Source organism: Escherichia sp. AM3 (assembly GCF_032029835.1).
GTDB classification, from domain to species: domain Bacteria; phylum Pseudomonadota; class Gammaproteobacteria; order Enterobacterales; family Enterobacteriaceae; genus Escherichia; species Escherichia coli.
In genome coordinates, this window is record NZ_JAVUPQ010000913.1 from 1 (window position 1) to 279 (window position 279).

The window sequence follows — 279 nt, forward strand, 5'->3', positions numbered from 1 at the left end:
GATCAGATGCGTAGCCGCCTGGCCTACGACGGCATCAGCTATGCCACCTACCGTAATCAGATCCGTAAAGAGATGCTGATTTCAGAAGTGCGTAACAATGAAGTCCGTCGCCGCGTCACCATCCTGCCTCAGGAAGTGGATGCCCTGGCAAAACAGGTAGGGAATCAGAATGATGCCAGCACTGAGCTTAACCTGAGCCACATCCTGATCCCACTGCCGGAAAACCCAACCTCCGATCAGGCGGCTGAGGCGGAAAGCCAGGCGCGCGCTATCGTTGAG

The 279-nt window shown here is 56.3% G+C and carries 1 pseudogene; it reads left to right on the forward strand.

From position 1 onward, the window contains the following. A pseudogene (locus RTW80_RS29030) lies at positions 1-279 on the forward strand (peptidylprolyl isomerase SurA); the annotation flags it as partial.